The organism is Roseateles sp. FW301-B2 (assembly GCF_058788955.1).
This window is the reverse complement of sequence record NZ_JBYTBE010000039.1, coordinates 1-25,440: the sequence shown is the minus strand read 5'-3', so window position 1 is coordinate 25,440 and position 25,440 is coordinate 1. Positions and strand designations below refer to the sequence as shown.

Genomic DNA, 25,440 nt, shown 5'->3' with positions numbered 1-25,440 from the left:
CTTTGAATCATGGACTTAAGCGGCGTTTCTAATCCGATCTGTAGGCTGCGGGTGGCGGTGGACGCGCCCCAGCACAGCGGTATTGGCGCGCCGCTGGACTATCTGAGCGAGCAGGCGCTGCCGCCCGGCAGCCTGGTGCAGGTGCCGCTGGGCAAGCGCGAGCTCACCGGCATCGTCTGGGACCCCTTGCCCGCCGATGCGGATGCCGAGGGTCAGGTCTTGCCGGACACGGCGCTGCGCCCGATCGGCCAGGCCCTGCTGGAGCTGCCACCGCTGACGCTGAACTGGCGCCGCCTGCTGGACTTTGCCGCCAGCTATTACCAGCGCAGCGTCGGCGAGGTGGCGCTCTCGGTGCTGCCGCCGCAGCTGCGCGAGCTGGATGCTAAGCAGCTGCAGGGCCGGCTGAAGAAGCTGCACAAGTGGGTGGAAGCCGAGGCCAAGGACGAGGTGCCAAGCGCGCAGCGCCCCGAGCTGAGCCCGGCCCAGGCCGAGGTGCTGGCGCAGCTGGATGCGCTGTTGCTCGCCGAGCGCGCCAGCGACGCGACCGGATCGGGGTCGGGGCCGGCGCCGGGGCCGGCGCCCGTGCTCCTGCATGGCGTGACCGGCAGCGGCAAGACCGAGGTCTATCTGCGTGCCGCCGAGCATGCGCTGAACCAGGGCCGCCAGGTGCTGGTGCTGGTGCCCGAGATCAACCTGACGCCGCAACTGGAGGCGCGCTTTGCCGAGCGCTTCCAGGGCCATCGCATCGTCTCGCTGCACAGCGGCCTCACGCCCGCGCAGCGCCTGCGCAACTGGCTGGCCGCCCATCTGGGCCAGGCCGAGCTGGTGCTGGGCACGCGGCTGGCGGTGTTCGCCTCGATGCCGCGCCTGGGCCTGATCGTGGTGGACGAGGAGCACGACCCCTCCTACAAGCAGCAGGATGGTGCGCGCTACTCGGCGCGCGACCTGGCGGTGTACCGCGCGCACCTGGAGCGCGTGCCGGTGATCCTGGGCTCGGCCACGCCCTCGCTGGAGAGCTGGCAGCACGCCAATACCGGCCGCTATCGGCGCCTGGCTCTGCCGCAGCGCATTGGTGGCGGGGCCATGCCGCGCCTGCGCATCTACGACATGAACCTGCTGCCGCGCAAGCAAGGCGTCACCACGGCGCTTGCGCAACCGCTGCTGGCGGCGTTGCGCGAGCGCCTGCAGCGCGGCGAGCAGAGCCTGATCTTCCTGAACCGGCGCGGCTATGCGCCGGTGCTGCATTGCGGCGAATGCGGCTGGAAGAGCGAATGCCCGCATTGCAGCGCCTACCGCGTCTTCCACAAGGGCGACCGCACGCTGCGCTGCCACCACTGCGGCTTCAGCGAGCGCGTGCCGCGCGCCTGCCCCGATTGCGGCAACCAGGACATCGCGCCGCTGGGCCAGGGCACCGAGCGGCTGGAGGAGCAACTGGCCGCGGCCCTGCCCGAGGCGCGCGTGGCGCGCATCGATGCCGACTCCACGCGCCTGAAGGGCGCGCTGGAGGCGCAGCTGGGCGCCGTGCACGCGGGCGAGGTGGACATCCTGGTGGGCACGCAGATGATCACCAAGGGCCACGACTTCCGCCGCATCACCCTGGTGGCGGCGGTGAACCCCGATGCGGCCCTGTTCAGCAGCGACTTCCGCGCCCCCGAGCGCCTCTTCGCCCTGCTGATGCAGGCGGCCGGCCGCGCCGGGCGCGATGCCGAAGCGGCCGCGCGCTCCGAGATGTGGCTGCAGACCTGGCATCCGCAGCATGCCCTCTACCAGTCGCTGCTCAGGCATGACTTCGAGGCCTTCGCCAAGAGCCAGCTGGCCGAGCGCGAATCGGCCGGCCTGCCGCCCTATTCACACCTGGCCCTGCTGCGCGCCGAGGCACGCACGGTGCAGGCGGCACAGGGTTTCCTGGAGGCCGCGGCGCGCCATGCCGGCACGCTGCCCGACGCGCAGACCGTGCTGGTCTACCCGCCCGTACCCATGAGCGTGGCGCGAGTGGCGAATGTGGAGCGCCTGCAGATGCTGGTGGAATCGCCCACGCGCGGCGCGCTGCAGCGCCTGCTGTGGCAATGGATGCCCGAGCTGCACGCGCTCAAGCGCGAGCACAAGGGCCTGCTGCGCTGGGCCGTGGACGTCGATCCCTTGGCGATCTGATCAGGGCGCGCGCGGGTCACCCAGATAGGTCTTGAGCCACTGGCTCATCTCCCACTGCACATGGCCCACCGACTCGCGTGCGCTGTAGCCATGCGCCTCGCCGGGCAGCAGCACATAGCGCACCGTACCGCCAGTGCCGGCCAGCGCCAGGTAGAGGCGCTCGCTCTGCATCGGCTGGGTGCCGACGTTGTTGTCGGCCTCGCCGTGGATCAAGAGCAGGGGCTCCTTGATCTGCGGCGCATACATGAAGGGCGAGAGCTTCAGGTACAGCTCCTTGGCCTCCCACAGCGAACGTCGCTCGCTCTGGAAACCGAAGGGCGTGAGAGTGCGGTTGTAGGCGCCGCTGCGCGCGATGCCGGCCTTGAAGAGATCGGTGTGGGCGAGCAGATTGGCGGCCATGAAGGCGCCGTAGCTGTTGCCGCCCACCGCCATGCGCTTGGGGTCGGAGACGCCCAGCTCCTCGGCCTTGTCGATGATGGCGCGGGCGTTCATGGTGATCTGCTCGAGGAAGCCGTCGTTGACGGTCTTCAGATCGCCGACGATAGGCATGGTGGCGTCCTGCAGCACCACAAAGCCGTCCAGCACCAGCAGCAGCGGGCTGCTGCCGGCCACGCTGAGGTAGCGGTTCGCCGAGCCGCTCACCTGGCCGGCGATGGCAGCATCGCTGAACTCCAGCGGGTAGGCCCACACCAGGGTGGGGCGGCGCTCGCCTTCCTTGTAGTCGGGCGGCAGGTACATCCAGAAGGAGAGCTCCACGCCGTCGGCGCGCTTGAAGCTCACCAGCTCGCGTTTCACCTTGCGCAGCTGCGGCGTCGGGTCCTTGCTGCGGGTGAGCGCCTGGGCCGCGCCATAGCCGCTGGCATTGAGTTCGCGCAGCCAGAGGTTGGGCGGCTCGCTGGGGCTTTCGCGCAGCGTCACCAGGTGCTGCGGGTCGAGCAGCAGCAGCGGTTGCTCGTAGGGCGCGTCGGCCGACTGGAACAGGCGCTGCACGCCGCCATCGCGCAGCGAATAGCGGTCCAGGAAGGGGCGATCGCCGCGCGGCGTGGCGCCCTGGCCCTGCAGCAGGATGTTGTCGCCGCCCAGGGTCTGCACCACCTGGTGGCCGTTCGGCAGGGTGCGCATCAGCGGCGTGCCGGGATGGCGGTAGCGCTCGCGCACCGAGTGCTCGAACAGCGGCCGGCTCTGCGTGCCGCGCAGGGGCAGCAGATAGGTGCGGGTCCAGGCGCGCTGGCGGTCCTCCTCGGTCAGGAGGGCATGCTGGCCATCGTCCAGAAAGCGCAGCCGGGTGAAGCGATGCGGCATGCGCTGCACCTCCATGGCTTCGCCGGTGAAGGGCGGGTCCAGGCGCATCACGCGGTCGCGGAAGGCCACGCGCGCATTCGGGTTGCCGCCGTCCAGCGCTTCCACCCAGTAGATCGCCGCGTCCTTGTTGGGCGAGGCATAGAACACGCGCGGCCCGGCCTGCACCGCGTCGATGGCGATGCCGTTGCGCATCGGCACCTTGGCGATCTCGCGCAAGAGCTTGCCGTCGCGGCCGCGCAGCTCCACCACAGTGGGGAAGTCGTCGTAGGTGAGGGTGTAGCTGAAGGGGCGGGTGATGCGCTCGGTCAGCAGGTACTGGCCCTCACCCACGCTGCTGATGCTGGTGAACATCGCGGTGGCCGGCAGGTCGCGGCTCTGCAGGCTGTGCAGGTCCACCCAGGTGAGCGTGGCGCGGGCGTGGAATTCGAACAAGGCCTCGTCATGCGGGGACTTCAGCAGGTCGGCATAGCTGCGCTCGGGCGAGGCGCGGCCCAGGCTCTCCTGCACCACCGGTGCGTTCGGCACGCGCGGGGCGGCCGGCGCGGCGCCGCGGCGGTCGGGGATGGTGGCGAGCACCAGCTCATGCGCGTTCAGCCAGGCCAGTTCGCCCGGCGCCAGCACCTCGCTGGGGCGCAGGCCCGGCACCTGGCGCAGCCGGCCGCTGGCGGTCTCGCCCACCCAGAGCTCGTTGCCGGCGTCGCTGCGCCGTTCGATCAGGAAGCGCTGGCCGTCCGGCGCCCAGCTGAAGCTGTGGATGAGGCCGCCCGCGGGCAGCTCGACGTTGCGCTCCGGCGCCTCGGGATTGAGCAGCGCGCGCAGGCGCAGGCGCTGGATCTGCGGCGTGCCGGCGGGCACGCCGGTGGCGGCGTCGAAACGCAGGCCGGCCAGCTTCAGGGTGGGGCGGGCCAGCTCCTCCAGGCTGCTGTAACGGCGCTGCTCGAGCAGCGCCAGGTGTTGCTTGTCGGGCGAAATCAGATAGCGCGGCAGCGGCGCGGCGTCCAGCAGCTCGCGCACCGCGGGCGAGGGCTGTTGGTAGCCGGTGTGCACCGGCGCCGCCAGGCCGATGATGGGCAGGAGCGCGGCGGCGGCGAGCAGCAGGGAGCGGGCAAGCGTCAGCATGGCCAGCAGTGTGCCTCAGTGCGGCTGCGCCCCGAGCAGCCAGGCCAGGGTGGTGAAGCTGAGGAAGGCCAGCGCGGTGGAGGCCAGGATGATGCGCGCCACGCGGCCGTTGTCGGCGCCATAGCGTTCGGCCAGCAGCGAGACATTGCTGGCGCTGGGCAGGGCCGCCGCCAGGGTCAGCACGGTCAGCTGGAAATCCGACAGCGGGGCGCCCAGCCGGCGCGCCACCAGGCCCAGCGCGAACACCAGCGCCGGGTGCAGCAGCAGCTTGATCAGGGCCACCGGCAGGAAGCGCTGCCAGGGGGTGCGGCGGTGCGCATGCTGGCCGGCGCGCCACAGCACCGCGCCGATCGTGAACAGCGCCACCGGCGTGGCCGCATCGGCCAGCATCTTGATCACCGAGTTCAGCGGACCCGGCAGTTGCAGCCCCAGCAGGGTGCAGCCGGCGCCCAGCGCGATCGACCAGGGCAGCGGGTTGGAGAGCGCGCCGCGCAGCGCCATGCGCAGGGCATCGGCGCCATTGGCGTCGTGTGCGCGCGCCAGCGCGATGCACAGCGAGCTGGTGATGAACAGGTCCGCCAGGATGGTGCAGATCACCGGCCCCGCGGCGGCCTGCCCGAGCAGGGCCACCAGCAGGGGCACGCCCATGAAGCCGGTGTTGGGAAAGGCCGCCACCAGGGCGCCGAAGGCGGCGTCCTTCAGATGCACCGCCTCCGAGAGGCTCACCGCGATGGTGATGCCCACCACGGCCAGCGCCACGAGCAGGTAGATGCCCAGCACCACCGGGTTCAGCAGCTCCAGCAGCGGCGTACTCTGGCCGAAGCGGAACAGCATGCAGGGCAGGGCGAAGAACAGCACGAAGCCATTCAGGCCGGGGATGGCCGATTCCGCCAGCACGCCGCGCTGCGCCGCCAGATAGCCGCACAGCACCAGGGCGAAGAAGGGCAGGGTGACGGCGAGGATGGCTTGCATGGCTGGCGAGTATCGCAAGCCGGGCATGAACGGAAGCTGAAAGCGGGGACCGGCCAGCCAGCCCGGGCGGCTAATATGCGGGGTTCACCATGAGCGACGACTACCTCAGCGACCCCGACCCCGTCAGCCCATCGGCACCGGCCGCCGTGCCCTTGCTGCCGGAGGGCGAGCGCCTGGGCGTCTGGCGCATCGTCCAGCCCTTGCAGGCCTGCGCCTCGGGCCATTGGTACAAGGCCGAGCATGCGCTGGCGATCGATGATCATGCGGCGGTGCTGGTGTTCCACCATGCCGACGATGCCAAGGCCGTGCTGCTGCGCTTCGCCGATGGCCAGGCCGACGGCGGCGAATTCGGCCGGCCCGGCCTGATCGCCACGCTGGACAGCGGCCTCACCCCGGCCGGCCTGCCCTATCTGGTGCTCGCCTGGGTGGAGGGCCAGCCCCTGCTGCCCGCGGCCATGGACCTGCCGCTCAACAAGCGCCTGCAACTGGTGCTGGAGCTGTGCGAGCTGCTCGACAGCGCGCATCAGCAGGGCATGGTGCTGCGCGAGCTCGATCCCAGCATGTTGTGGCTCACGCCGGCCCAGCATCTCTATCTGATGGGCCAGGGCCTGGTGTCGCAGTTCGACGCCGCCGACAACCTGGACGCCCCCTTCTGCAGCGCGGCCCGGCCCTTCGTGGCGCCCGAGCTGGCCGCGGGCCTGCCGCCCAGCGATGCCAGCGAGGCCTTTGCGGTGGGTATGCTGCTGTGCCTGCTGGTGAACGGCCGCCTGCCCAAGCAGGAAACGCAGAACGCCCCGGTGCGCTCGCTCGCCACCTGGCTGTCGCTCACCGGTGCGCAGCGCTACAGCCTGGATGCGCTCTTGCACAAGGCGGTGGCCGAGTCGCTGGCGCAGCGCCACGCATCGCCGCAGGCGCTGGCCCGCGACATCCAGGCCTGGATGGCGGGCGAGAGCCATTCGGCGCTGGCCCACACGCCCGTGCCCACCCTGCTGCCCGAGGCCGAGCCCATGCCCAGCGCGCCCAGCCGGCGGCGCAGGCCGCGGCCCTGGACCCGGTGGCTGGTGGTGCTGGCGGCGATCAGCCTGTGCGCCTCGCTGGCCTGGCTGGCCTATCAGCATCGGCGTGCCAAGCCCGAGCTGCCGCCGCCCGCCTCCAGCGCCAGCGCCGAGGTCTGGCGCGATCTGCAGGAGCGCGCGCAGCCCCGCCTGCTGAGCGCCTTGCCGGCCTCGGCGGCACAGCCGTCGCACGACTGAGCGCTCAGGCCTCCTGCGCGCCGGGCCTGCCGGCCTCCACCGCAAAGCGCGCCTGCACGCGCATCTCGCTGGCCGCGTCCCAGGGCTGCAGCACGCTGCGCAACTCGGCCTCGAGGCGCCCGGGCGTGAGCTGGAACAGCATGTAGCCGCGCTCGTCGCTGCGACCGAGCCGGATATGCGGGTTCTGCGCCAGCGCCCGCTGCACGCGCTCGTTGAGCAGGCCCTGGCTGCTGATCGATGTGCCGCAGAACTCGCTGGCCAGCACCGGCGCCTTGGGGTCGTCGAAATCCAGCTTCAGATCGGCCACGTAGTTGGCATGCACGTCGCCGCCCAGCACCACCGGGTTGCGCGCCCCGGCCGCCCGCATGCCCTGCAGCAGGCGCTGGCGCGCGGCGGGATAGCCGTCCCAGCCATCGGTCCAGTAGCTCGGCTTGGCCGCCGTGCCCCAGTTCATGCGCGTCATCAGGGTTTGCTGGCCCAACAGGTTCCAGGGGCGCTCGGCGTCCCAGCTGCGCGCCAGCCATTGCTCCTGGGCGGCGCCCAGCAGCGTGCGGCCGGGGGCCAGCAAGCTCGGGCAATCCGCTAGCGCCACCGTGTTGGAGCCGCCACGGCCGGGCTTGGGGCAGGCCTGCGGGTCGCGCCACTGCCGATCGTCCAGGGTGATGAGGCGCGCCAGCCGGCCCCAGTCGAGCTGGTCGACGATGCGCAGCTCGGTGTCCTGCGGCCGCAGCGCCTTGGGGAAGGGCTGGTGTTCCCAGTAGGCCTTGGTGGCGTCGGCACGGCGCCGCGCGAAGCCGGGGTCCAGGGTCTGCGACTGGCCGGCGGCATAGTCGTTCTCGATCTCGTGGTCGTCCCAGGTCAGCATCCAGGGCGCGCGCGCATGCATGGCCTGCAGCGCCGGGTCGGACTTGTACTGGGCGTAGCGGGCGCGGTAATCGGCCAGCGTGCGGCAGGGCCCGCCGGCATGGCGGCGCGGCGCATTGCTGGTGAGCGGGCTGGCGTATTCGTAGATGTAGTCGCCCAGGAACAGCACCAGGTCCAGCTCCTGCCCGGCCATGTCGCGCCAGGCGGCGTATGCGCCATGGTCCCAGCGCTGGCAGGAGGCGATCGCAAAACGCAGCGAAGCCACCGCCTCATTGGCCGCCGGCGCGGTGCGCGTGCGCCCCACCGGGCTGCGCGTGCCCAGTGCGCTGAAGCGATACCAATACCAGCGGTCGGGCTTGAGGCCCTGCGGTTCGGCATGCACGCTGTGCGCATCCTCCGCCAGGGCGGTCTCGCTGCCGCGCGCGGCGATGCGGCCGAAGGCCTCGTCCTCGGCCAGCTCCCATTGCACCGGCACGCTGGCCGGCAGATCCTCGCCCATCAGCCGCGTCCACAGCACCAGCCGCTCCGGGCGCGGGCAGCCGGAGGCGATGCCAAGCGCAAAGCGCTGCCCGGCCTCGGCCGCGCCGGCATGGCGGATGAACAGCGGCGCGCTGCCGGCGGCAAGGGCGGCGGCAAGATAGCGGCGGCGGCTGGGATCGTGCATGCAGAGAGTGGGCGCGGAGGCCGCTGCGGCAGGTGGGGGCATCATAGGATGCGGCGGCTGGCTATCATGCGCCGCACAGGAGCTTGGCACGCGCATGAACCCATCCATTCCCATCGGCTCCCAGCGTTGGCGGCTCATGCCCGGGCTGATGGCGCTGGCTTGTCTGCTCGCCGGACTCTGGCTGTCCGGCCATTACCCGCGCTGGCCCGCGCTGGCCGCGGCCTTGCTGCTCTTGAGCAGCGCGGCGGCTTTTCGCTGGGCGGATCGCTGGCCCTGGCTGATGCTGGCGACCATCCCGCTGCTCGGCTTCGCGCCGTGGACGGGCTGGATCAGCTTTGAGGAAATGGACCTGCTGGTGTTGTCGGTGGCGGTGGGTGGCTATCTGGCACGTGCCCGGGTCCGGCCGGGCCTGCATCCCCCCAGCGCGCGTCCGCTGCTGTGGACGCCCGGGCAGGCCTTGCTGTTGCTGGCCTATGCCGCGAGCCTGGCTTTGGCGGCGCAGCGCGGCCTGGAGGACGCTGGCGGCTTCAGCTTCGGTTGGTTCCAGGGCTATCTGGAGCCCATGAACAGCCTGCGTGCGGTGAAGGCCTTTTTCTGGGCGCTGCTGCTGCTGCCGGTGTGGAGTCGCGCGGCGCGCCTGGCCGAGCGGGGCGGGCTTGGCCTGGACCGGCTCGTCATCGCCTCGCTGTGCCTGTACCTGCTGGCCGCCAGCCTGCCTGCGCTGGCGGAGCGCTGGGCCTACACCGGGCTGCTCAACTTCTCGGCCGACTACCGCACCACCGGCAGCTTCTGGGAGATGCATGTGGGCGGCGCCACGCTGGACGGTGCGCTGGCCATGGGCTTTCCCTTTGTGCTGGCGGGCCTGCTGAGGTTTCGCTCGCCACGCCTGTTCGTGCCCCTGCTGTTGCTGGCCCTGCTGGCGGCCTACGCGGTGCTGACCAGCTTCTCGCGCGGGCTTTACTTGGCGGTGTTGCTGGGCGCGTTGCTGCTGCTGGCGCTGTGGTGGCGCACCCATGCCGTGCCGCGCAAGCTGGCGTACAAGGTGGTCGACCTGCGCGGTCTGGCGCTGGTGCTGGCACTGGCTTTGATGGCCGCCTGGCTGCTCTTCCCGACGGGCGGCTATAGGGTGGTGCTGGCCCTGATGCTGAGCCTGATGGCCTTGCTGGGCACGCGCCGCGAGGGCGGCGACTGGACCCCGCAGCAGCGCGGGCTGGTGCTGTTCAGCGGCGCGGTGCTCGGCATCTTTCTGACGCTGGCTTCGGCCGGCGTGGCCGAGCGCGTGCCCAAGTCCGCCTATGTGCTGAGCCTGCTGTCGGCCCTGCTGTGCCTGTTGCTGGGCCTGCGTGCCAAGCGCCTGGGCGTGCTGCGCGAGCTGCTGATGTGGGGCGCCTGGTACTGGAGTCTGGGCCAGGTGGCGGTGGTGGCCTGGAGCTGGTCCGGTGCGGTCGAGCTCGGCACGGTGGCCTGGCCCCTGTTGGGGCTGGCGCTGACGCCGCTGCTGGCGGGGCGGCCGGGCTGGCAACTGGAAGGCCTGTCCTGGCGCGTGCGCAGTGCCGCGCTGGGCGCGCTGCTGCTGGGCGCCATGCTGGTGGGCAGCCTGTTGGGCGGGGCCTATCTGGGCTCGCGCCTGGGCAGCACGGATCGCGACATGGGCACGCGCGAACAGCATTGGCGCCAAGGTCTGGGCTTGCTGGACGGCAGCACCCAGCTGTGGTGGGGGCGCGGCGCGGGGCGCTTTGCCTCGGCCAACTTCCTGGCCTCGGGCGACAAGGAGCGGCCCGGCGACTATCGCGTCGTGACGCAAGAGGGCAAGACGGCGCTGACGCTGACCGGCGGCACCCATACGCTGGGTTGGGGCGAGTTGCTGCGCGTCTCGCAGCGTATCGACGCTCCCGAGGGCCCGATCACCTTGCGCGCCAGGCTGCGCGCCGAACAGGACCTGAGCTTTCACGCCGAGTTGTGCAACAAGCATCTGCTCTATGACGATGGCTGCGTCGAGAAAGACGTGGCGGTGAAGGCCAAGCCGGGTCAATGGCAAGACCTGACACTGATGCTGGGGCAACGCGCGTCCTGGGGCGGGCGCTGGTATGCGCCCGAGTCCGTGGTGTTCTCGGTGGCCCTGGCCAGCCGCGAGCGCATGCTGATGGTGTCGGACCTGCAGCTCAGCGACGCGCAAGGGCGCGAACTGCTGCGCAACGGCGACTTCAGCGAGGAGCTGGCGTACTGGCTGTTTTCCAGCGACAAGCTGCACCTGCCCTGGCATATGAAGAGCCTGCCCCTGCATGTGCTGTTCGAGCAGGGTCTGGTGGGGCTGGGGCTGTGGAGTGCCCTGCTGCTGATGGCGCTCTGGAGGCTCAGCCTGGGGGCGGCGCGCAAGCATGAACTCGCACCGGCCCTGGCGGCGGCCTTGCTGGGCTTTCTGGTGGTGGGTCTGTTCGACAGCCTGGTCGATGCGCCGCGCGCTGCCTTTGTGTTCGAGGCGCTGCTGCTGCTGGGCCTGGGCCTGCAAGCCCCGCCCGATATGATGCGCGGCCGGCGCACCGCCTAGATTTCCCTTTCCCGTTCCCGCCATGGCCGAAACCCTCAATCCCGCCCAGCTCGAGGCGGTGCACCATCTGCACGGCCCCTGCCTGGTGGTGGCCGGCGCCGGTTCGGGCAAGACGCGCGTCATCACCACCAAGATCGCGCGCCTGCTGCAGGCCGGCTACCAGGCCAAGAACATCGCCGCCATCACCTTCACCAACAAGGCGGCGCAGGAGATGCGCGAGCGCGCCAAGCAGCTGGTGGGCGCACGCGCCGCCAAGGACCTGGCGATCTCCACCTTCCACAGCCTGGGCGTGCGGCTCTTGCGCGCCGAAGGCACGCGGGTGGGCCTGAAGGAGCAGTTCTCCATCCTCGACAGCGACGATGTGCTGGGCGTGCTGCGCGATGCCGGCGGCACCACCGATGCCAACCAGGCGCGTTCCTGGCAATGGACCATCTCGCTGTGGAAGAACATGGGCCTGAACGCCGAACAGGCGATGAAGGCCGCCAAGGACGAGAACGAGCGCGTCGCCGCGGTGGTGATGGGCCGCTACCAGGAGCGCCTGGCGGCCTACCAGGCGGTGGACTTCGACGACCTCATCAGCCTGCCGCTCAAGCTGCTCACCGAGGACGCCGAGGCGCGCGGCAAGTGGCAGGATCAGCTGCGCTATGTGCTGGTGGACGAATACCAGGACACCAACGCGGTGCAGTACGACCTGCTCAAGCAGCTGGTGGGCGAGCGTGCCATGTTCACCGCGGTGGGCGACGACGACCAGAGCATCTACGGCTGGCGCGGCGCCACCATCGAAAACCTCAAGCGCCTGCCGCTGGACTTCCCGCAGCTCAAGGTGATCCCGCTGGAGCAGAACTACCGCTCCACCGGCAACATCCTGCGCGCCGCCAACAACGTCATCGCCGTCAACCCCAAGCTGTTCGAGAAGAAGCTCTGGAGCGAGTTCGGCGACGGCGAGCCGGTGGCCCTCTTGGAAGCCGATGGCGAGGAGCACGAGGCCGAGCGCGCGGTGGCACGCATCCAGGCGATCCGTGCCAACCTCGGTGCGGCAGTCAAGTTCGCCGATTTCGCCATCCTCTACCGCGCCAACCACCAGGCGCGCATCTTCGAGCAGGCGCTGCGCCGCGCCGAGATCCCCTACAAGGTCAGCGGCGGCCAGAGCTTCTTCGACAAGAGCGAGATCAAGGACCTGTGCGCCTGGCTGCGCCTGCTGGTGAACCAGGACGACGACCCCGCCTTCCTGCGCGCCATCACCACGCCCAAGCGCGGCATCGGCCACCAGACGCTGGGCTCGCTGAGCCAGTTCGCCGGCAAGTGGAAGGTCAGCATGTACGAGGCGCTGTTCTCCGACTCGCTCATCACCGTGCTGAGCAAGAAGGCGATCGGCTCGCTGCACGAGTTCGGCCGCTACATCAACGACCTCGAGTACAAGGCCCGCCACACCGAGGGCGGCGAGGACGCCAAGGCGCTCTTCATGGAGTGGCTCAAGGACATCGGCTACGAGCAGCATCTCTACGACAACGAAGAGAACGAGAAGGCCGCGGCGGCGCGCTGGAACAATGTGCTGGACTTCGTCGACTGGGTGGCCAAGCGCTGCGGCGGCCACATCACGCAGGACGGCGGCAGCAGCTTCGAAGAGCCCAAGCAGACCGTGCTGCAGGTGGCGCAGACCATCAGCGTGATCCTCTCGCTGGCCGAGCGCGGCGACGAGCAGGACCAGGTCGTGCTCACCACCCTGCATGCGTCCAAGGGCCTGGAATGGCCGCATGTGTTCCTGGCCGGCGTTAACGAGGGGCTCTTGCCCTTCAAGGCCGACGAGGAGGAGATGACCGCGCAGCGCCTCGAGGAAGAACGCCGCCTCATGTATGTGGGCATCACCCGCGCGCGCACCACGCTGGCGGTGAGCACCCTGCGCCGGCGCAAGAAGGCGCGCGAGCTGGTGATGGGCATCCCCAGCCGTTTCATCGCCGAGATGAAGCTGCACGAAAGCAGCATCAAGGAAGACCCGCGCGAGAAACTAAAACGCTTACGTGAATCTTTTGCCGCCAAGGGCGCCGCCAGCAATGCGGCGCAACAGGAACAAAATCGCGGCTGAGCACGCTTCGCGTGTGACATTCCGTAGCGCAGGCCGTAGAGTAGTTGCTCAGCTGCCAAGGGTCCGCTGAGGCCCAAAAAAATCAATGAGACATGCTCTCCTGGGGCTGCTGCGTTTGGGATCGCTGGCCTTGCTGGCGAACACTGCCCAGGCCGCGGCGGACGACGAAGCCGCACTCGAAAGCCTGTTACGCCAAGAGGTGCTCGGACCCTCGCGATTTGCCCAGAGCCTGCTCGATGCGCCGGCCGCGGTGAGCGTGTTCGGGCGCCAGGAGGCGGCGCAGCTGGGCCATGTCACGGTGGCCGACATGCTGGAGCGCCTGCCCGGCATCTATCTGAGCAGCACGCGGCAGTACTCCAGCGTGGGCGTGCGCGGCTTCAACCGGCCGGGCGATTACAACGCGCGCCTGCTGGTGGCGATCGACGGCTTTCGCGTCAACGATGCGCTCTACGACCAGGCCCTGCCCGAGTTCGAGTTCCCCCTGGTGGCCGACTGGGTCAAGCGCGTCGAGCTGGTGCATGGCCCGGGCTCCTCGGTGTACGGCGGCAATGCGCTGTTCGGCGTGGTCAACCTCGTCACCCTGGATGGCGCCGATGCGCCGGGCTGGACGCTGAAGGGCTCGCTGGGCAGCTTTGGCGAGCGCCGCGCCATGCTGCAGTACGGCAGTGCCGAGCTGGGCGGGGGCGACCTTTTCGTGGGCCTGAACCTGCAGCATGCGCGTGGCGAGACCCTGGAGCTGCCCGAGCTGGGCCTGCCCGCCGGCAGCTTGGGCGGCCTGGACGGCCTGTCCTACAGCAGCGCCTTCCTGAAATACCGGCTGGGCGCCTGGCGCGTCTCGGCCGCCAGCATGGTGCGCAGCAAGGCCATCGCGGTGGCGCCCTATGGCACCCTGCCGGGCGCGCCGGGCACCGACTACCGCGACCAGTACCTGTATGGCGAGATCGCCTACGACGGTGCCTGGGTGAGCGATTGGCGCCGCAGCCTGCGCCTCTCGCTGGCGCGCAGCGGTTTCCATGGCCGCTATGTCTATGCCGGCGAGACCGAGGACGCGCCGCTGCTCATCAACCGCGACGAGGCGGTGGCGCGCTGGCTGGGCCTGGAGGCGCGCACGCAATGGCGCGGCTGGCTCAACCATGAGCTGGCACTGGGCGTCGATGCGCGCCTGCTGCGCCATGGCGTGCAGCGCAATTTCGACGAGCAGCCCTACCGCCTGCTGCTGGACAGCGACGAGCCGCTGCGCAGCCTGGGCCTGTTCGCGCAGGACTCCTGGCATCTCTCCGAGCAATGGCAGCTCACCACCGGGCTGCGCCTGGACCGCGTGCAGGACCGCACGGCGCAATGGTCGCCGCGCCTGGCCCTGGTCTACCGGCCGCGCCAGGACGAGTCCATCAAGCTGATGGCCGGGCGCGCCTTCCGGCCCGCCAACCTGGCCGAGCGCTTCTATGCCGACGATGTGTCCCAGCTGGCCCACCCCGGCCTGGCGCCGGAAAAGCTCGGCACGCTGGAGCTGGCCTGGGAGCGTGCGCTGGGCGCCGACCTGGCCTTCAGCCTGAATGCCTATGTCACGCGCATGCGCGACATGATCGAGTTCGTGCCGCTGCAGGGCGACGAGGGCCTGTCGCGCTACGAGAACCTCTCGCGCGTGCGCACCCAGGGCCTGGACCTGGGCCTGGAGCAGCGGCGTGCCTCGGGCTGGCAGTGGCGCGCCAATCTCTCGCTGGCGGACGCGCGCAACCGCGGCGAGCGCCTCAGCAACTCGCCGCGTTGGCTCTTCAAGGGGCATCTGATCGCCCCGCTGCGGCCCGACTGGACGCTCGCGACCGAGTGGCTGGCGATGGACAAGCGCCTCGGCCGCAGCGAGGTGCCGGCGCTGTACAGCCTCAACGCGGTGCTGCGCTACACCGGCTGGCGGGGGCAAGACCTGGCCCTGCGGGTGCTCAACGCCACCGATCGCGCCAACTACGACCCCGCGCCGCCCGACACGCTGTCCACGCGCCTGCCGCGGCCGCGGCGCTCCCTGCATCTGGACTGGCAGATCCGCTTCTGAACCATGGGCTTGTCCGCACTGCGCCTCACCCCCCGCCGGCCGCCGCGCGGATGGGCGCTGCTGTGCGCGCAGCTGCTGGCGATGGCGGCAGCCAGTGCCCAGCCCCTGCCGCCCGAGGAGCTGAAGGCGCAGATCGTGTTCCGCAGCCTGCTGTTCGTGGAATGGCCCGGCACCGCCCTGCCGCAGGGCCAGGCCTTGCAGCTGTGCCTGGCGGATGAGGGGCCGCTGGCCACCGCGCTGGAGGGCCTGGCCGGCCGCCGCGTCAACGGCCATGCGCTGGAGCTGCGGCGCGTGCGCGGCGAGCAGCTGGGCGGCTGCCATGTCGCGCTGGTGGGCGCGGGCTTCGATGCGCCGCGCGCCGCGGTGGCCGACAAACCGGTGCTGCTGGTCACCGAGGCGCCGGCCATGCTGAGCCTGGGCGCGATGCTGAGCCTGCAGATCGAGGACGGCCGCGTGGTCTTCGACATCGGCCTGGAGTCGGCGCGCCGCGCCGGCCTGGAGATCAGCACCAAGCTGCTGCGGCTGGCCCGCTATGTGCGCAAGGCCTGAACCTGACGATGATCAAAAACCTCGACCTGCAGCAGTTCTTCTACCGCCAGCGCGATGCCATGCTGGCGATCGGCGCGCTGCTGACCTTTGCCCTGCTGCTCACGCTGGCGCAATACCTGGCCCTGGCCGAACGCTTCCAGGAGGATCTGCAGACCCAGGTCAATCTGGTGGCGCGCACCGCCTCGGCCGCCATGGTGTTCGACAACCGCGACGACGCGGCCGAGATCCTGAGCGCCTTCGACGATGCGCCCGAGGTCGTCACCGCGGTGCTGTTCCGCCCCGATGGCAGCACGCTGAGCGGCTATCAGCGCGTGCGGCTGGAGCGCGGCTGGCTGGAGCGCATGGCGGGTCAGCAGGAGGTCGTGGCGGCGGTGCAGGCCAACCAGACCAGCGTCGGGCGCCTGGTGGTGCAGGCGCGCCGCGATGGCATCTGGATCGACCTGCTGCGTTTCGTCGGCGTGGCCTCGGGCATGCTGGTGGCGGCGCTGGGCCTGGCCTGGCTGGCCGCGCACCGCCTGCGCGCCGATGTGCGCGAGGCGCAGCGCCGCACCCGCTATCTGGCCCTCAACGACGCCCTCACCGATCTGCCCAACCGCGAGGCCTTCCGGCTTGCGCTGGAGCGCGCGGTGCAGCGCGGCCCGCGCCATGGGCAGGGCCTGGCCCTGCTGGTGATCGACCTCGACAACTTCAAGCAGATCAACGACAACGACGGCCATGCCTGCGGCGATCTGGTGCTGCAGACGGTGGCGCAGCGCCTGCGCAGCCTGGCGCGCTCGGGCGATACCGTGGCGCGCCTGGCGAGCGATGAGTTCGCGATGCTGATGGAGGCGCCGGTGGACGAGGAGCAGGCGCGCCGCATGGCCGGGCAGGTGCTGAGCCTGCTGCCGCAGCCGGTGGGCGACCGCGACAACTGGCTGCGCGTCAGCGCCTCGGTGGGGGTGGCCCTGGTGCCGCGCGATGCCGGCAATGCCACCGAGGCGATGCAATGCGCCGATGCTGCCATGGTGCATGCCAAGCGCCAGGGCAAGGATGGTTATCAGCTCTACTCGCCCGAGTTCGGCGAGGGCGAGCGCGCGCGCCTGCGCCTGGAGCAGGACCTGCGCGAGGCCTTGCAGGCGGGCACGCTGGAGCTGGCATATCAGCCGCTGTTCGATGCCCAGGGCCGGCTGCTCAGCTTCGAGGGCCTGTCGCGCTGGCAGCATGCGCAGCGCGGCTGGGTCTCGCCGGCCGAGTTCATCCCGGTGGCCGAGGCCTCGGGCCTGATCGTCGAGCTGGGCCTGCATGCGTTGCGCGTGCTGCGCCGCGATCTCGACGCCATGCACGCCGCCGGCCTGAACTGCCCGCCGGTGGCGATCAATCTGTCCTCGCGCCAATGCCGGCGCGCCCAGCAGCGCGAGCGCTTTCTGGGCCTGCTCGGCGAGCTGGGCCTGGGGCCGGCCAGCCTCGAGTTCGAGCTCACCGAGTCCTCGGTGTTCGAGGATCTGGACAAGCCCGACTCCATCGTGCTGGCCCTGCAGAGTCAGGGTTATGTGCTGGCGATCGACGACTTCGGCACCGGCTACAGCTCGCTGGCCTATCTGCGCCGCATGCGCTGCCGCAAGCTCAAGATCGACCGGCTCTTCGTCAACGGCCTGGCGGGCAGCCCGGACGGCCGCATGCTGGTGGAGTCCATCATCCGCGTCGCCCATTCGATGCACATGCTGGTGGTGGCCGAGGGCGTGGAGATGGAGGCCGACCGCGACTGCCTGGTGCAGATGGGTTGCGACCAGTTCCAGGGCTTCGGCCTCTCGCGCCCGCTCAATCCGGCGCAGCTGCACGAGCTGCTGCGGCGCCATGCGCAGGGCGAGCTGGTGCGGGTGCAGCCCTGGCAGGCCTGGTACGGCGAGCGGCCGCAGGGCTGAACAGACTAATCCGTTCCGGGTTCGCGCCTTGCGGGCGGGCGTCCGCGCGGGATGCTCTGTGATGCCGGCTTGATGCCGCGCCTGGCCAGCGCGTCGCGCAGCAGGTACTCGATCTGCGCGTTCGCCGAACGCAGCTCCTGGGCGGCCAGGCGCTCGATCTCGGCCCATAGCGCCGGATCGAGGCGCAGCGCAAAGCTCTTCTTGTCGGGGCTGGCCATGCGGGGCTAGGGGCGATCAGTTGTAAAGCGTGCCGGTGTTGACGATGGGCTGCGTCTCCTTGTCGGAGCACAGCACCACCAGCAGATTGGACACCATGGCCGCCTTGCGCTCGTCGTCCAGCACCACGATATCGCGCTCGCTCAGGCCCTTGAGCGCCTCTTCCACCATGCTCACCGCGCCCAGCACGATCTTCTTGCGCGCGCTGATGATGGCGTCGGCCTGCTGGCGGCGCAGCATCACCTGGGCGATCTCGGGTGCATAGGCCAGGTGGGTGATCTTGGCGTCCAGCACGCGCACGCCGGCCTGCTCGAAGCGCTCCTGCAGCTGCGCCACCAGGGCCGCGGCCACCTCGTCCTGGCCGGCGCGCAAGGTGGTTTCGCCGGTATCCAGGTCATCCCCCTCGTCATAGGCGAACTGGGCCGCCAGATGGCGGATCGCGGCCTCGGCCTGGATGCGCACATAGGCCTCGAAATCGTCCACCTCGAAGATGGCGCGTGCGGTGTCCTGCACGCGCCAGACCACCGCGGCGCTGATCTCCACCGGATTGCCGCGCTTGTCGTTGACCTTCAGCGTGGGCGCGTTCAGGTTGCGCGCGCGCAGCGAGAGCTTGCGCTTGAGCTTCAGCGGGTTCGCCCAGCGCAGGCCGTCCTGGCGGTCGGTGCCGCTGTAATGCCCGAACAGGGTGAGGATGCGCGCCTCGTTGGGCTGCTGCATATAGAGCCCGGCGAGGGCGATCGCCGCGGCGATCAGCAGCGCCAGCCCGCCCAGTATCCGGGCCAGCGTGCCGGCCTCAGCGCCGGTGGCCAGCAGCGCCAGGCCGCCGGCAATGCCCAACAGGCCCAGCAGCACGGCCGCATAGCCATTGGCCGTGCTGGCCACTTTCTCGGAACGAATCTCCTGCCGCACTTGCATGTGATCTCTCCCATAAAGGTGATATCACTTTAATGTCATTCGGCAGGGCAGGCAAGCGCTATTGCAAGGCCACCTTGCTGAGGTTGTCGTCCGAGTTGCGATCGATGCGCATGTTGTAGGGATCCACGCCCACCCATTTGGGCTCCTGGTCCACCACCAGGCTGAACAGCTGTTTGCCGGACTTCAGCGCGCGCCGCTCCAGCAACAGCACCGCGCTCTTCTTGAAGCCGGGCTTGCCGGGCTCGGCGCTGAACACGCCGATCTCGAAGCCCTCGTCCAACGGTGCCTCGGTCTCGCGGCCCTTGCCATCGGCGTAGAGCTTCTTGGCCTCGACGCTGAACGTCACCTCGTAGCGGCCATCGGCGCGCTTGCGCGCCTTGGCGTCATTGGCCTTCAGGTCGTAGAGCGTGATGTGCTCGAACAGATCGGCGATCAGCTGTTCATGCTGCGGGCCGGCCTCGGCGCGCAGCAGGCGCAGGAAGTCGCTGGAGGCGGGGTAGGGCGCGGCCTTGAAGGCGTACTGCGCCAGCAGCTTCTGCAGCGCGCGGTTCAGCACCTCCTCGCCCAGCACCTCCTTGAGCCAGTACATCACCAGCGCACCCTTGCGGTAATGCACATAACCCTGGTTTTCCACGCGCGCCAGCGGCAGCTCTTCCACCGTCTCGCCGCCGCGCTCGCGCAGATAGCGGTCCAGCTCGAGCTTGAGGAAGCGGCGCAGCTGCTCGCGGCCGTAGAGCTTCTCCATCACCAGCAGGGCCGAGTATTGGGCGAAGGATTCCGACAGCAGGGTCATGCCCTGCTTGTCGGCGCCCACCACCTGGTGCGCCCACCACTGGTGGCCGAACTCGTGCGCGGTCACATAGCTGACCAGATCGATGTTTTCGTCGGCCTTGTCTTCCTTGAAGTCCTGGATGAAGCCGATCGCCTCCGAGTAGGGCATGGTGTTGGCAAAGGCCTGGGCAAAGCGCTGGTAGGCCGGGAACTCCAGGATGCGGGCCTGGCGGAACTGGTAGTTGGAGAAGGACTGGCTGAACAGCTCCAGCGAGGTGCGCATCGCCGTCAGCATGCGCGGCGCATTGCTGGCATGCGCGGGATGGTGGTAGACGGCCAGCTCCACCGGCTCACGGCCCACCCATTGGTCCCTGAGGATCGCGTAGCGCGCCGATTGCAGCGAGAAGAAATTGTGAATCGGCGCCTCGGTCTTGGTGACCAGGGTGCGGCGGCCGTTGGTGATGGTGTCGCTGACCGTGTAGCCCGGCGCCAGCGGGGTCTGGTCGGCATCGGTGCTGAGGGTGATGTCGGCCGTCACCCAGTCGCTGTCGTGGCGCAGGTAGTGGTGGGCGTTGGCCTCCTGGTCTTCCAGCTTGGCCACGCGCAGCTCGGCCGGCAGGCCGTATTTGCGGCGCTTGCTGCGGTCCTGCAGGAAGATGCGCCGGCTCACGCCCAGCACCGGGGTGAGCTCGAAGTTGTCGAGGAAGCTGCCGTTGGCGACGATGCGGGTGAAGGGCTGGCTGTTGACGAAGCCCGCCTCCTCGCGCAGGAACTCGAAGCGCAGGGCGCGCCGCTCGCCCGGCTGCATCGGCGTGGCCAGGCGGTAGATGCGATAGCCGAAGCGCGGGTATTCCTTGTCCAGCGTGGCGCCGTCCAGTTCCAGCTGCCGTACCTTCAGATTCGGATCGAAGCGCACATGCACGGCGCTCAGGGCCTGGCCGCTGCGGTTCTCCAGCTGGTAGCTGCCCGTGGCGATGGCGCGGATCTGCTGCGGGTAGAGATCGACCTTCAGCGTCACATGGGTGATGGAGGGCTGGGGCAGGTTCTCGAAGGGCAGCAGGGCGCGCTCGGCATCGGCCTGGCGCTGCTCCTCGGCCGGCTGGGTGCGGTACTCGTTGAGGATGTTGGTGTTGAAGTAGATCCAGCCGCCCAGGCCCAGCCAGCTGAGCGTGCTGAGCGCGAGCAGGACGCCCGGCGTGCCCTTGAGCCGCGCCGGTAGGCGCGCCAGGCGCGGGCGCAGGCTGGTCTCGGCGCCGCGGCGCCACAGCAGGTGGGTGAGCACCAGCAGCATCGCCGCGAAGGCCAGCCAGTAGCCCTGGTGCCAGGCCCGGCCGATCCAGAAATGGCCCATGCCATTCATGTCGGAGAGCGGCACGCTGGCGGTGTCGGCGTAGTTGTAGAGCTTGTGCTCGAAGCCCATATTGGCCATGGTGGTGCCCAGCACCGTGTAGACCAGCATCAGCGCCCAGCCGACGAATTTGTGTGGCACCAGGGCCTGCACGAACACCGCCAGCACGCCCAGCAGGAAGGCGGTGATCAGGCTGGGCAGCAGGAACCACAGCAGATAGGCGCCCGGCTCGAAGCGGGTGTAGCCGTGATAGAGCTGGAACAGCATGCCGGTGGCCACGCCCACCACCAGGGTGGCCAGCAGCACCAGCGTGATGGCCAGCACCTTGGGCGCCAGAAAGGCCCAGCTCGGCGCCGCGGTGGCATCGACGATCTCGTGGATGCGGCGCTCGCGGTCGCGCCACACCAGCTCGCCGGCGTAGTAGACGGCGATGATGATGGGGATCAGGGTGAAGCCGCCCAGCAGGCCCTCCACCACCGCGCGCGTCACCGGCAGATAGGCCACGCCGCGCGTCTCGCCGGTGAGCGAGATCGCGCCGATGGCGTTGAACACCCCCAGCGCCAGCAGCACGAAGAAGGCCGGGCTGCGGAACACGAAGGCCATGTCGAAGCGCGTCAGCGCCTTGAACTGCAGCCAGCTCGCGCGGCCGCCCTGGCTGGGGCTGGCGAGCGGTTTGGGCGCGGGCGCCGGGTCGCCGGCCGCCTTGCCGGCGGCGCTGGCCAATTTGGCGCCCTTGGCCTCGAAGCGGAACAGGCCGTAGGCGAGCGCAAACAGCGCCGTGCCCACGCCCAGCCAGAGCAGGCGGTTCCACAGCAGCACGCCCTGCAGGGCGGGCAGCATGCTGTTGCGATCGGCGCTGGTCCAGTACTTGGTGACGCGGCTCAGCGCGCCCACGCCGAAGGGATCGGCCAGCGAGGAGAGCGTGTCCAGCGCCGGGTCGGCCAGCATCACGCGGCTGGTGATGAAGAGCACCATGAAGGCGACCACGCCGACATAGGTCCACATCATCGAGCGCGTGGCGGTGGCCAGGGCAAAGAAGCCGGCGCTCATCACCAGCAGGGTGGGCAGGGTGTAGACCAGCAGCGCCCAGGCATAGTGCGAGAGCACCAGGGGTCCGACCTTCTCGGCGTCCAGCCAGGGCATGGCCGAGCCGACCAGCATCGCCAGCGGCACCGCGCAGCAGACCAGGAAGGCGACGCCGAACGCGCCCAGGAAGCGCCCCAGCAGGTAGTCGAACTTGCTGACGCGGGTGGCGCGCAGGATCGGCGCGAAGTCGGTCTCGTCGTCGCGTATCACCACGTTCGCGACGAAGGCGGTGACGACGAAGATCACCAGCAGATTCATGGTGCCCAGGGTCTGCAGGATGGCGTAGGGCGAGTTGACGTTGACATTGCCCTTGGCGCCGATCTGGATCTCGTCGATCGTCACGGCGCCGAAGGTCAGCAGGAAGAACAGCACAAAGGCCACCGCGAAGAGCGGCGAGCGCAGCTGGTAGCGCGCCTCGAAGGCGGCAATCTTGGCAAGCATCGCGCGCTCCTCAGGCTTGCGGCGCGGTGGCGCGGCGCGATTGCGCCAGCGTGGCGAAGTAGAAATCCTCCAGCCCGCCCTCCACCGGCTCGAAGCCGGCGGCCGGCAGCTGGTCGGCCAGCACATGGATGACGGTCTGGCCGCCGCGCAGGCGGTTCGAGATCACCGTCAGGTCCTGCTGGTAGCCGGCCAGCTGGCTCGACTCGATGGTGCGGCGCCAGACCCGGCCCTTGAGCGTGAGGGTCAGGTCTTGCGGGGCGCCGGTCTGCACGATGCGGCCGGCGCTGATCACCGCCATGCGCGGGCAGAGGTCGGCCACGTCGTCGACGATATGGGTGGAGAGGATCACCACCACGCTCTCGCCGATCTCGGCCAGCAGGTTGTTGAAGCGGTTGCGCTCCTCGGGGTCGAGGCCGGCGGTGGGCTCGTCGACGATGATGAGCTGGGGCTTGCCGATCAGCGCCTGGGCCACGCCGAAGCGCTGGCGCATGCCGCCCGAATAGCCGGCCACCGCCTTCTTGCGCACGTCCCAGAGGTTGACCTGGGCCAGCAGGGTCTCCACCGTGTCGCGGCGCTCGCCGGCGTGGGCGATGCCCTTCAGCACCGCCAGATGGTCCAGCAGCTCATAGGCCGAGACGCGCGGGTAGACGCCGAAGTCCTGCGGCAGATAGCCCAGCGTGGCGCGCAGGCGCTCCGGGGCTTTCAGCACGTCGATGTCGCCGAACTGGATGCTGCCGGCGCTGGGCGTCTGCAGGGTGGCGATGCAGCGCATCAGCGTCGACTTGCCGGCGCCGTTGGGGCCCAGCAGGCCGAACATGCCCTTGGGGATGTCGAGCGTGGCGTTGTCCAGCGCCTTGGTGCCGTTGGCGTAGACATGGGTCAGGCCGGTGAGCTTGAGCATGGGTAAAGAGTCCTCGGTTTGTTTTGATGGCGCCTGAAAGCGCAACGCCGCGCAGTGTCTCCACGGCGCGGCGTTGCGGCGAGCCGCTTGCGAGCAAGCGGCGCTTTGGGCGGCTGGGCTGCAGCCTGGGCGGAATCAGCCGGGCAGCACCTCAGCCTTGCCCGCCAGCACCTTCAGGCGCTTGACGCTGGCCACCGGGGTCAGCGGCGCGCTGCCGGCACTCAGGCGATTCACCTTGCGGAACTCGCACAGCAGCTCGGTCTTGCTGAGGCTCACCACCGCAAAACCCTGGGCCTCGGTGTCGGCGTGGTTGATCCAGGGGTTGTTGGCCGCGGGGGCGGCGCCGGTGGTGCTGTTGGCGAAGGGGTTGAGGCGCTTGACGACCTCGCTGGCGGGCACGAAGCTCACCGGCACGCCCAGCGCGGCGGCCAGCTTCTGTGCGATCAGGCCGTACAGCGTCATCGCCGCGGCCGAGCGCGAGCTCGCCGCCAGGCCGGCGATGGTGCCGGCGATCATGCCGCCCATCTGGCCGGCCAGGGTCTCGTCCAGGGTGTTGATCACCGCCGTGCTCAGGCCCGGGGTGGGCTGCACCGCGGCCAGCGGGATCAGGCCCGCACCCACCGCGGCCACCACCGCGGCCTGGATGGCGGCGGTGTTGCTGAGGTCGGTGACACCGGCGCCCAGCGCGATCGCGGCCGACAGCATCTGGATCGCGATGCCCTCGGCCACCGCCTCGTTGATCTCCACCAGCGGCTGCACCGGCGCGAAGGCGGGCGTGGCGGCGGCGCCGCGCAGATAGCTGAAGAAGCTGTTGCTGGAGATGCCGGCCGTCACCAGGTCCACCATCGCGGGCTTGGGGTTGGCGGCGTTGTAGTCGTCCCAGACCACGCCGGCGAAGAAGGCGTGGATGTCGCCCGTCACCGCCACCACATTGCTGACCTTGTTGGCCACCAGGTGGTTCATCAGCAGCTTGCGCTCGGCGTTGAAGCCGTCCCACTGGTCGGCGTTGACGATGAAGCGCGTCTTGAAGACGGCCGGCGCGCTGGGGATCTTGGCGCCGTCCACGCTCATCTTCAAGAGCGAGGTTTCGTTGCCCCAGATCTTCCAGGTGGCGGTGGAGTTCTTCATGGTGTCCATCCACCATTGGCGCTGCGCCGTGCCCAGCACGCTCACCAGGCTGTAGGGGTCGGGCAAGGCCGCGCCGGCGGCGATCTTCTGCGCCTCCACGCCGTACAGCGAGGTCTCGGGCACCATGTAGCGGGCGCCGATCTGGCCCAGCGGCTGGCCGGTCAGCGGGTTGAGCGCGGCCTCGGGGATCATGTGGTCGGCGCGGTAGAGGCGCTGGTCGGTCATGACCAGATGCATCAGCTTGCCGAACTTCAGGTCGCGGTAGATGCGGATATTGCCGATGCCATAGCCGGGGTCCAGCGTGAAGCTGATCTCGGCCGGCATGTACTCGAACCAGGCCTGGCTGGCGGCGCGGCGGCGCGAGGGCTGGGCGGTGTTGTCGCCGCCGGTGGTGGCCGAGTAGCTGCCGTTGTCGTAGGTCTCGCGGTCCTGCCAGCAATCGTCGGAGAACTCGTGGTCGTCCCAGATCGCCACGAAGGCAAAGCGCTCGTGCAGGGCCTGCAGGCGCGCATCGCTGCGGTAGCGCTTGTAGAGGTAGCGGTAGTCGTCGATCACGGTGGCATAGCGGCCGCCCGAGGGCAGCGGCGTGCCCTGCGGCAGGATCAGCGCGCCGTGCGCCGGCTCCACGCCGCCCTGCTGGTAATCGGCGCCCACGGCCTCGTAGATGTAGTCGCCCAGGTGGACGATGAAGTCCAGGTTCTCCTGCGCCAGCGCGCTCATGCCGGCCCAGTGGTTGACGCTCCAGTCCTGGCAGGTCATGTAGGCGAACTTGAGGCTGTCGATGTCGGCGTCGTTGGCGGGCGCGGTCTTGAAGCGGCCCACCTTGGAGCGCGCGTCGCCGGCGCTGAACTGGTAGTAGTAGACCGTGGCCGGCTTGAGGCCGCTGATGCGGTGGCGCAGCGTGTGGTCATACAGGGCGTAGACCGGCACGTCGGCCTCGGCGTCCATGCTGCCGGCCAATGCGGTGTTGCTGCCCAGCAGTGCGCTCTGGTTGGCGCTGCTGATGCGCAGCTTGACCTGGAAGTTGCCGGCCGCGGGGCTGACGGCGATGTCGTCGGCGCTGGCGGGCAGCACGCGCGCCCACAGCAGGGCGCCATCGGGCTTGGGGTCGCCCGAGGCCACGCTTTGCGGGAACTTGTAGGCGCCGCTGGCCGCCGGGGTGGCGGGGATGGGGGTGTCGG

15 protein-coding genes are annotated in these 25,440 nt (G+C 69.7%); 7 read left to right on the top strand and 8 right to left on the bottom strand.

Annotated features, from left to right (window positions below):
- Positions 1–9 precede the first annotated feature (9 nt).
- Positions 10–2,151 (top strand): primosomal protein N', encoded by a 2,142-nt coding sequence (locus AC3WQY_RS20935; protein ID WP_492710481.1) that lies wholly within the window; start codon positions 10–12, stop codon positions 2,149–2,151.
- On the opposite strand, the gene AC3WQY_RS20930 is transcribed toward AC3WQY_RS20935, so the two are convergent.
- Together AC3WQY_RS20930 and AC3WQY_RS20925 are read right to left on the bottom strand one after the other, a co-directional pair.
- On the bottom strand, positions 2,152–4,572 hold the full coding sequence (locus tag AC3WQY_RS20930) for an alpha/beta hydrolase family protein (RefSeq protein ID WP_492710480.1): 2,421 nt from the start codon (positions 4,570–4,572) through the stop codon (positions 2,152–2,154). It lies immediately after the preceding gene.
- 15 nt (positions 4,573–4,587) lie between these two features.
- A complete protein-coding gene (locus tag AC3WQY_RS20925; RefSeq protein WP_492710479.1) occupies positions 4,588–5,544 on the bottom strand; it encodes an AEC family transporter in 957 nt (318 codons plus the stop codon).
- A gap of 89 nt (positions 5,545–5,633) precedes the next feature.
- Between AC3WQY_RS20925 and AC3WQY_RS20920 the strand changes: the two genes are divergently transcribed.
- Positions 5,634–6,797: a serine/threonine-protein kinase gene (locus AC3WQY_RS20920; RefSeq protein ID WP_492710478.1), complete on the top strand. Its 1,164-nt coding sequence runs from the start codon at positions 5,634–5,636 to the stop codon at positions 6,795–6,797.
- 4 nt (positions 6,798–6,801) lie between these two features.
- On the opposite strand, the gene AC3WQY_RS20915 is transcribed toward AC3WQY_RS20920, so the two are convergent.
- The gene (locus AC3WQY_RS20915; protein WP_492710477.1) at positions 6,802–8,325 is read right to left on the bottom strand and encodes an alkaline phosphatase D family protein; all 1,524 of its coding nucleotides are present in this window, start codon (positions 8,323–8,325) and stop codon (positions 6,802–6,804) included.
- A gap of 94 nt (positions 8,326–8,419) precedes the next feature.
- Here AC3WQY_RS20915 and AC3WQY_RS20910 point away from each other — a divergent pair, with 94 nt between their 5' ends.
- The 5 genes from AC3WQY_RS20910 to AC3WQY_RS20890 all read left to right on the top strand — a co-directional run bounded on the left by AC3WQY_RS20910 (position 8,420) and on the right by AC3WQY_RS20890 (position 17,453).
- A complete protein-coding gene (locus tag AC3WQY_RS20910) occupies positions 8,420–10,873 on the top strand; it encodes a hypothetical protein (RefSeq protein WP_492710476.1) in 2,454 nt (817 codons plus the stop codon).
- A gap of 22 nt (positions 10,874–10,895) precedes the next feature.
- On the top strand, positions 10,896–12,956 hold the full coding sequence (locus tag AC3WQY_RS20905) for an ATP-dependent helicase (protein ID WP_492710475.1): 2,061 nt from the start codon (positions 10,896–10,898) through the stop codon (positions 12,954–12,956).
- 85 nt (positions 12,957–13,041) lie between these two features.
- Positions 13,042–15,003, top strand: coding sequence for a TonB-dependent receptor plug domain-containing protein (locus AC3WQY_RS20900; RefSeq protein WP_492710474.1), 1,962 nt, complete (start codon positions 13,042–13,044; stop codon positions 15,001–15,003).
- A gap of 3 nt (positions 15,004–15,006) precedes the next feature.
- Positions 15,007–15,552 (top strand): YfiR family protein, encoded by a 546-nt coding sequence (locus AC3WQY_RS20895; RefSeq protein ID WP_492710473.1) that lies wholly within the window; start codon positions 15,007–15,009, stop codon positions 15,550–15,552.
- A gap of 8 nt (positions 15,553–15,560) precedes the next feature.
- On the top strand, positions 15,561–17,453 hold the full coding sequence (locus AC3WQY_RS20890) for a putative bifunctional diguanylate cyclase/phosphodiesterase (RefSeq protein ID WP_492710472.1): 1,893 nt from the start codon (positions 15,561–15,563) through the stop codon (positions 17,451–17,453).
- 5 nt (positions 17,454–17,458) lie between these two features.
- On the opposite strand, the gene AC3WQY_RS20885 is transcribed toward AC3WQY_RS20890, so the two are convergent.
- The 5 genes from AC3WQY_RS20885 to AC3WQY_RS20865 all read right to left on the bottom strand — a co-directional run.
- A complete protein-coding gene (locus AC3WQY_RS20885; RefSeq protein ID WP_285234956.1) occupies positions 17,459–17,671 on the bottom strand; it encodes a type II toxin-antitoxin system antitoxin in 213 nt (70 codons plus the stop codon).
- 16 nt (positions 17,672–17,687) lie between these two features.
- A complete protein-coding gene (locus AC3WQY_RS20880; RefSeq protein WP_339601337.1) occupies positions 17,688–18,584 on the bottom strand; it encodes an SPFH domain-containing protein in 897 nt (298 codons plus the stop codon).
- A gap of 58 nt (positions 18,585–18,642) precedes the next feature.
- Entirely contained in the window at positions 18,643–22,230 is a 3,588-nt protein-coding gene (locus tag AC3WQY_RS20875) for an ABC transporter permease/M1 family aminopeptidase (RefSeq protein WP_492710471.1), read from the bottom strand.
- Between the two features lie 10 nt (positions 22,231–22,240).
- Entirely contained in the window at positions 22,241–23,131 is an 891-nt protein-coding gene (locus AC3WQY_RS20870) for an ABC transporter ATP-binding protein (RefSeq protein ID WP_492710470.1), read from the bottom strand.
- Positions 23,132–23,266: 135 nt separating this feature from the next.
- A partial coding sequence (locus AC3WQY_RS20865) for an alkaline phosphatase D family protein (RefSeq protein WP_492710469.1) occupies positions 23,267–25,440 on the bottom strand: 2,174 nt, incomplete at its 5' end.

Excerpts from the sequence above, each read along its gene's own strand:
- AC3WQY_RS20935 (WP_492710481.1), top strand. The coding sequence starts at position 10 with ATGGACTTAAGCGGCGTTTCTAATCCGATCTGTAGGCTGCGGGTGGCG.
- AC3WQY_RS20930 (WP_492710480.1), bottom strand. The coding sequence starts at position 4,572 with ATGCTGACGCTTGCCCGCTCCCTGCTGCTCGCCGCCGCCGCGCTCCTG.
- AC3WQY_RS20925 (WP_492710479.1), bottom strand. The coding sequence starts at position 5,544 with ATGCAAGCCATCCTCGCCGTCACCCTGCCCTTCTTCGCCCTGGTGCTG.
- AC3WQY_RS20920 (WP_492710478.1), top strand. The coding sequence starts at position 5,634 with ATGAGCGACGACTACCTCAGCGACCCCGACCCCGTCAGCCCATCGGCA.
- AC3WQY_RS20915 (WP_492710477.1), bottom strand. The coding sequence starts at position 8,325 with ATGCACGATCCCAGCCGCCGCCGCTATCTTGCCGCCGCCCTTGCCGCC.
- AC3WQY_RS20910 (WP_492710476.1), top strand. The coding sequence starts at position 8,420 with ATGAACCCATCCATTCCCATCGGCTCCCAGCGTTGGCGGCTCATGCCC.
- AC3WQY_RS20905 (WP_492710475.1), top strand. The coding sequence starts at position 10,896 with ATGGCCGAAACCCTCAATCCCGCCCAGCTCGAGGCGGTGCACCATCTG.
- AC3WQY_RS20900 (WP_492710474.1), top strand. The coding sequence starts at position 13,042 with ATGAGACATGCTCTCCTGGGGCTGCTGCGTTTGGGATCGCTGGCCTTG.
- AC3WQY_RS20895 (WP_492710473.1), top strand. The coding sequence starts at position 15,007 with ATGGGCTTGTCCGCACTGCGCCTCACCCCCCGCCGGCCGCCGCGCGGA.
- AC3WQY_RS20890 (WP_492710472.1), top strand. The coding sequence starts at position 15,561 with ATGATCAAAAACCTCGACCTGCAGCAGTTCTTCTACCGCCAGCGCGAT.
- AC3WQY_RS20885 (WP_285234956.1), bottom strand. The coding sequence starts at position 17,671 with ATGGCCAGCCCCGACAAGAAGAGCTTTGCGCTGCGCCTCGATCCGGCG.
- AC3WQY_RS20880 (WP_339601337.1), bottom strand. The coding sequence starts at position 18,584 with ATGCAAGTGCGGCAGGAGATTCGTTCCGAGAAAGTGGCCAGCACGGCC.
- AC3WQY_RS20875 (WP_492710471.1), bottom strand. The coding sequence starts at position 22,230 with ATGCTTGCCAAGATTGCCGCCTTCGAGGCGCGCTACCAGCTGCGCTCG.
- AC3WQY_RS20870 (WP_492710470.1), bottom strand. The coding sequence starts at position 23,131 with ATGCTCAAGCTCACCGGCCTGACCCATGTCTACGCCAACGGCACCAAG.